Genomic DNA, 6,663 nt, shown 5'->3' with positions numbered 1-6,663 from the left:
CTCGTCGCCCGGCTCCGCGCCGCCGGGTGCGTGTTCGCCGAGGACGAGGCGGCGCTGCTCGTCGCCGAGGCCGCGGACGCCGCCGCGCTGGCCGCGTCGACCGGGCGGCGGGTGGCCGGCGAGCCGCTGGAGCAGGTCGTCGGGTGGGCCGGGTTCCGCGGGCTGCGGGTCGGCGTCGAGCCGGGCGTGTTCGTGCCGCGGGCCCGCACCGGGTTGCTCGTCCAGGAGGCGGTGCAGGCGCTGACCGCCGGGACCGCCGGGGCGGGCGTGGTCGTCGACCTGTGCTGCGGGACCGGCGCGGTGGGGCTCGCGATCGCCGCCGAGCACCCGGGGGTCGCGCTCTGGGCGGTCGACCTCGACCCCGTGGCCGTGTCCTGCGCCCGCCGGAACGTCGCCGCGCTCGGACCCGCCGGATCCACCGTGCTGCTCGGCGACCTGGACGCGCCGCTGCCGGCGACGCTCGAAGGCCGGGTGGACGTGCTGGTCGCCAACGCGCCGTACGTGCCGACCGCCGAGATCGCGCACATGCCGACCGAGGCGCGGGACCACGAGCCGCGCGTCGCGCTCGACGGCGGCGCCGACGGGGTCGACCTGCACCGGCGGGTCGCGGCGGCCGCCCCGCGCTGGCTCGCACCCGGCGGGCACCTGCTGATCGAGACGAGCGTCCGGCAGGCCGGCGCCACCGCCGCCGCGTGCGAGGGGCAGGGGCTTGCGGTGCGGGTGGTCCACGACGACGACCTGGACGGGACCGTGGTCGTCGCGACCCGCCGCGACGCGTAGCGCCGCGCGCCTAGGCTGGGTCCGGCGGGCGCACCCCGGTGCCCGGCGAGGAGGAGGTCCCGGTGGCTCGCGCGCTGATCGTGGTGGACGTGCAGAACGACTTCTGCGAGGGCGGCGCCCTGGCCGTCGCGGGCGGCGGAGCCGTCGCCGAGCAGGTCACCGCGTTCCTGGACCGGGCGGCCGACGCGTACGACGTCGTGGTGGCGACCGCCGACTGGCACGAGCCGCTCCCCGACGACAACGCCGGCCACTTCGCCGTCGGTGCGGAGCCGGACTACGTCGCCACCTGGCCCGAGCACTGCGTCCGTGGCACCGCCGGCGCGGCGTACCACCCGGCGCTGCGGCTCCCGGCGGACGCCGTGCACGTGCGCAAGGGCCAGGGCCGGCAGGACTACTCGGGTTTCGAGGGCGTGCTCACGCCCGGGGGCGCTGGCGAGTCCGCCGCGGAGGCCGGTGCGCTCGCCGACGCCGCGCCCGCCGGGCTGGCGGACGCGCTCCGGGAGCGGGACGTCGACGGGGTGGACGTCGTCGGCCTCGCCACCGACCACTGCGTGACGGCCACGGCGCTCGACGCGCTCGACGCCGGGTTCGACGTCCGGGTGCTCACCGACCTCACCGCGGGCGTCGGCGTGCGGACCACCATCGACGCGCTCACCCGGCTCGCGGCCCGCGGCATCACGCTCACCACCTCCGACGCGCGCTGACCGCGGACGCCGTCCGCGCACCGCCGGGCAGCGCCGACGGCCCGCGTCTCAGCCCGCGTCCCCCGCCGCGATCGGCACCCCCGGCCGCTCCCGGCGCCACGCACGCGCCCCGGCGACCGCCCCCAGGCCGCCGGCGACTGCGAGCGCCGGGACGACCAGGAACGCGGTGTGCGACCCGACCGCGTCCGCGAGCGCCCCGAGCAGGAACGGCGCGACCCCGATCGCGAGCCCGCCGGCGACCGTCGCCCGGGCCTGCGCCCGGTCGGTCGCGCCGCCGGACGCGCCGAGCAGCAGTGCGATCCCCAGCGGGTACTGCGCGCCGTAGCCCAGCCCGGCCAGGAACAGCCCGCCGAGCGCGACCGGGGCGGTCGTCGCGGTCCACAGCACCGCCCACCCCGCGACGGCCACGCCGAACGACGCGGCGAGCAGCCGCGCCGGCGACACCCGCAGCGACAGCGGCCCGACGACGAACCGGATCAGCGTCATCCCCGCGACCAGCCCGGCGGTCGTGGCCGTCGCGATGCCCGCCCCGGCGCCGGTGCGGTCCCGGACCAGGTCGGTCGCCCAGTAGGTGGTGGCGTTCTCCAGCGCGAGCGCCGCGACGATCGTCACGAGGAACCACCGCGACGCGACCACGGCCGCCCCGCCCCCGGAGGTCGTCGCCCCGCGGTCCCGCGGGCTCGCCGACGCACCGTCCTCGGCGACCTCCGGCCGGGGCCGCCCCAGCGCGCCGCCCTCGGGCAGCAGCCGCACCGCCACCGCGGTCGCCAGCGCGATCCCCGCGGTGACCGCCACCGCCGGCCGCCAGCCCCAGCCCGCCGCGACGCACGCCCCGACGGCGAGCGGCCCCAGCAGCCCGACGCCGGACCCGATCCCGTTGGCCTCGGTGACCGCGGCGGACGCGACGCGCCCGTGGTGCACGGCCAGCCCGGCCTGCGCCGCGCTGATCGCGACGTTGCCGCCGACCGCGACGACCCCCATCCCGGCGAGCGTCACCGGCAGCGCCCACCCGGTGGTGAGCAGCACGATCCCGGCCGCGATCACCACGGCGGCCACGACCAGCGTCGACCGCCGGCCGAACCGCAGCACCGCGCGCGGGGTGATCGCCGCCGCCAGCACCGCGCCGACGGCCATCGCGGTGCCGTGCAGGCCCGCCTGGGCGTTCGACACCCCCAGCTCGGCGGCGAGCAGCGGCACGCTCGGGTTGAAGGAGTAGAGCAGCCAGCCCCACGTGACGAACACGCCGTCGAGGGTGAGGGTGAACCGGTCCCGGTGGAGCCGCGGCGCCGGTGCCGGGGTCTGCGTCGTCACGCCGCCGACCCTAGCGGCGCGCCGCACGCCGCAGGGCGGGACCCCCGGGGGACCCCGGCCCGCGGCCGACGGCGGCGCCCGCGAGCGCCGCGGCCGTCCTCAGTCCTGCACGGCCACCGCGGCGGCGAACTGGCTGGCGTACAGCCGGGCGTACGCGCCGCCGGCGGCGAGCAGCTCGTCGTGCGACCCCTGCTCGACGATCGACCCGTGCTCCATCACGAGGATGACGTCCGCGTCCCGGATGGTCGACAGCCGGTGCGCGATCACGAACGACGTCCGGCCCGAGCGCAAGGCGTTCATCGCCTGCTGCACGAGCACCTCGGTCCGGGTGTCGACGGACGAGGTGGCCTCGTCCAGCACCAGGATGGCCGGGTCGGCGAGGAACGCACGGGCGATGGTCAGCAGCTGCTTCTCCCCCGCCGACAGGTTCGCGGCCTCGTCGTCGATCACGGTGTCGTAGCCGTCCGGCAGCGCGCGCACGAACTGGTCGACGTGCGTGGCGACCGCGGCCTCGACGAGCCGGTCCTCCGGCACGTCCTCGACCCCGTACGCGATGTTGTCCCGGATCGTGCCGCCGAACAGCCAGGTGTCCTGCAGGACCATGCCGACCCGCGAGCGCAGGTCGTCCCGGGTGAGCTCCCGGGTGTCGACGCCGTCGAGGGTGATCCGCCCGCCGTCGATCTCGTAGAACCGCATGAGCAGGTTGACCAGCGTCGTCTTGCCGGCGCCGGTCGGTCCGACGATCGCGACCGTCTGCCCGGGCTCGGCGACCAGGGACAGACCGTCGATGAGCGGCGTCTCCGGCACGTACCGGAACGACACGTCCTGGAACGCGACGCGCCCCTGCACCCGCGACGGCAGCCGCGCCGGGACGGCCGGGTCGGGCTCCTGCTCCTCGGAGTCGAGCAGCTCGAACACCCGCTCCGCCGACGCGACGCCGGACTGGAGCAGGTTCATCATCGAGGCGATCTGCGTGATCGGCTGCGTGAACTGCCGCGAGTACTGGATGAACGCCTGCACGTCGCCGAGCGTCAGGGTGCCCGACGCGACCCGCAGGCCGCCGACGACCGCGACGATCACGTAGTTGAGGTTCGCGATGAACCCCATCGCCGGCTGGATGATCCCGGAGATGAACTGCGCCTTGAACGACGCGGCGTAGAGCTCGGCGTTCTGGTCGTGGAACTCCTGCACCGCCTGACGCTGCCGGCCGAACACCTTGACCAGCGCGTGCCCGGTGTACATCTCCTCGATGTGGGCGTTGAGCTTGCCGGTCCAGGTCCACTGCCCGATGAACTGCGGCTGGGACCGCTTGGCGATCGCCGTCGTCACCAGCACGGACAGCGGGATGGTCACCAGCGCGACCAGCGCCAGCAGCGGCGAGATCCAGAACATCATCCCGAGCACGCCGAGGACGGTCAGCACCGCGGTGATCAGCTGGGACAGCGTCTGCTGCAGCGTCTGGGCGACGTTGTCGATGTCGTTCGTCACCCGGCTCAGCACCTCGCCGCGCGGCTGCCCGTCGAAGTACTTCAGCGGCAGCCGGCCGAGCTTCGCCTCGACCTGCTCGCGCAGCTGGAACACCACGCGCTGCACGACGCCGGTGGTGATCCAGCCCTGCAGCCAGCCGAACAGCGCCGACGCGACGTAGATCGCGACGACGGCGAGCAGCAGGTTCCGCAGGCTGGTGAAGTCGATGCCCTGGCCGGGCACCACGTCCATGCCGCCGAGCATGTCGGCGAGCCGGTCCTGGCCCTGGGCGCGCAGGCCCTCGATGGCCTGCTCCTTCGTGGCGCCGGCCGGCAGCTGGGCCCCGACGACGCCGTCGAAGATGACGTTGGTGGCGTTGCCGAGCACCTTCGGGCCGGTGACGGCGAGCGCCACCGAGACGACGCCGAGCAGCAGCACCGCGGCGAGCTTCGGCCACTCCGGGCGCAGCACGCCCACCAGCCGCCGGAGCGAACCCCGGAAGTCCAGCGACTTCTCGCCGGGCATGCCCATCCCCATGCCGGGTCCGGGGCCCATGCCGCGCCGGGGCATCCGTCGCGGGGTCTCCTGCGCGGTCACGCCGCCTCCTCCACGCTCAGCTGGGACAGCACGATCTCCTGGTAGGTGGTGCACGACGCCATGAGCTCCGCGTGCGTGCCGGTGCCGACGACCGCGCCCTCGTCGAGGACCACGATCCGGTCGGCGTCGCGGATCGTCGCGACCCGCTGGGCCACGACGACGACCGCCGACCTCCGGGTCTCCGGCACCAGCGCGGCCCGCAGGGCGGCGTCGGTGGCGAAGTCGAGCGCCGAGAACGAGTCGTCGAACAGGTAGATCGCCGGCTTGCGGACCAGGGCCCGCGCGATCGCGAGCCGCTGCCGCTGGCCGCCCGACACGTTGGTGCCGCCCTGCGCGATCGGCGCGTCCAGGCCGCCGGGCATCTCGGCGACGAAGTCCCTCGCCTGCGCGACCTCCAGCGCGCGCCAGAGCTCGTCGTCGGTGGCGTCCGGGTTGCCGTACCGCAGGTTCGACGCGACCGTGCCGCTGAACAGGTACGGCCGCTGCGGTACGAGGCCGACCATCGACCACAGGTCGTCGGGCGCCAGGTCGCGCACGTCAACGCCGTCGACGCGGACCGTCCCGGCCGTCGCGTCGAACAGCCGCGGCACGAGGTTCACCAGCGTGGTCTTGCCCGAGCCCGTCGACCCGATGACGGCGGTGGTCTGCCCGGGCTCGGCGACCAGGTCGACGCCGTGCAGCACGGCCCGCTCGGCTCCCGGGTACCGGAACTCGACGCCGCGCAGCTCCAGGCGGCCCTGCGGGCGCTCCAGCCGGACCGGCTCCGCGGCGGGGACGACCGACGACTCGGTGTCCAGGACGGCCGTGATGCGCTCCGACGAGACGACGGCGCGCGGCACCATCACGAACATCATCGTCGACATCATGACCGCCATCAGGATGTACATGATGTAGCTGAGGAACGCGGTCAGGGCGCCGATCTGCATGTCGCCCGCCTCGATCCGGCCGGCGCCGAACCAGAGCACCCCGACGCTCGTGATGTTCATGATGAGCATGACCGTGGGGAACATCAGCGACATCAGCCGGCCGACCCGCAGCGAGGTGTCGAACAGCGCGTCGTTGGCCTCCGCGAACCGGGCGGCCTCCCGGCGCTCGCGCACGAACGCCCGGATGACCCGCAGGCCGGTGATCTGCTCCCGCATGACCCGGTTGATCGCGTCGATCCGCTTCTGCATCGTGCGGAAGTACGGCACCATCCGGCTGACGATCAGCCCGACGACGACACCGAGCACCGGCACGACCACCAGCAGCAGCCCGGACAGCGCGACGTCCTCCTGGAGCGCGAGCACCACGCCGCCCACCAGCATGATCGGGGCCATCAGCATGATCGTGAACGACAGCAGCGCGACCATCTGCACCTGCTGCACGTCGTTGGTGGTGCGGGTGATGAGCGACGGCGCGCCGAACTGGCCCATCTCCTGGGCGGAGAAGTCCTGCACCCGGGTGAACAGCCCCTCGCGCAGGTCCCGGCCGAAGGCCATCGCGACCTTCGCCCCGAAGTACACCGCGGCGATCGAGCAGGCGACCTGGAGCAGGCTGACACCCAGCATCAGGCCGCCGATCCGCATGATGTAGCCGGTGTCGCCCACGGCGACGCCCTTGTCGATGATGTCGGCGTTCAGGCTGGGCAGGTACAGCGTCGCGATGGTCTGCGCGAGCTGGAGCAGCAGCACGGCGACCACCTGGGGCCGGTAGGGCCTCAGGTAGTCCCGGAGCAGGCGGAGCAGCATGGGTCTCCCGGGTGGGGCGGCGGGCCGGGGTGGGACGGTCGTCCGCGGCGGTGGCCGGCCGGGGCGGACGGGTG

Annotated in this window: 5 protein-coding genes; 2 read left to right on the top strand and 3 right to left on the bottom strand. The window is 74.7% G+C overall.

What is annotated here, in order from left to right:
- On the top strand, positions 1-780 hold a 780-nt coding region (locus tag G6556_RS16055; RefSeq protein WP_166943687.1), incomplete at its 5' end, for a putative protein N(5)-glutamine methyltransferase.
- A gap of 62 nt (positions 781-842) precedes the next feature.
- Positions 843-1,484: an isochorismatase family protein gene (locus G6556_RS16050; RefSeq protein ID WP_166943684.1), complete on the top strand. Its 642-nt coding sequence runs from the start codon at positions 843-845 to the stop codon at positions 1,482-1,484.
- 48 nt (positions 1,485-1,532) lie between these two features.
- On the opposite strand, the gene G6556_RS20025 is transcribed toward G6556_RS16050, so the two are convergent.
- The 3 genes from G6556_RS20025 to G6556_RS16035 form a co-directional block, all read right to left on the bottom strand.
- Complete coding sequence (locus G6556_RS20025) at positions 1,533-2,795, bottom strand: MFS transporter (protein WP_166943681.1); 1,263 nt, start codon at positions 2,793-2,795, stop codon at positions 1,533-1,535.
- Positions 2,796-2,894: 99 nt separating this feature from the next.
- Positions 2,895-4,832, bottom strand: a complete 1,938-nt coding sequence (locus G6556_RS16040; protein ID WP_277344783.1) for an ABC transporter ATP-binding protein — start codon at positions 4,830-4,832, stop codon at positions 2,895-2,897.
- Between the two features lie 23 nt (positions 4,833-4,855).
- Positions 4,856-6,589, bottom strand: a complete 1,734-nt coding sequence (locus G6556_RS16035; protein WP_166943678.1) for an ABC transporter ATP-binding protein — start codon at positions 6,587-6,589, stop codon at positions 4,856-4,858.
- Between the last annotated feature and the right edge of the window lie 74 nt (positions 6,590-6,663).

The sequence above is a fragment of the Cellulomonas sp. IC4_254 genome (assembly GCF_011603975.1).
In the GTDB taxonomy this organism is placed as follows: Bacteria; Actinomycetota; Actinomycetes; order Actinomycetales; family Cellulomonadaceae; genus Cellulomonas.
The sequence above is the reverse complement of the archived record's forward strand: the minus strand, read 5'-3'. Positions and strand labels throughout refer to the sequence as shown.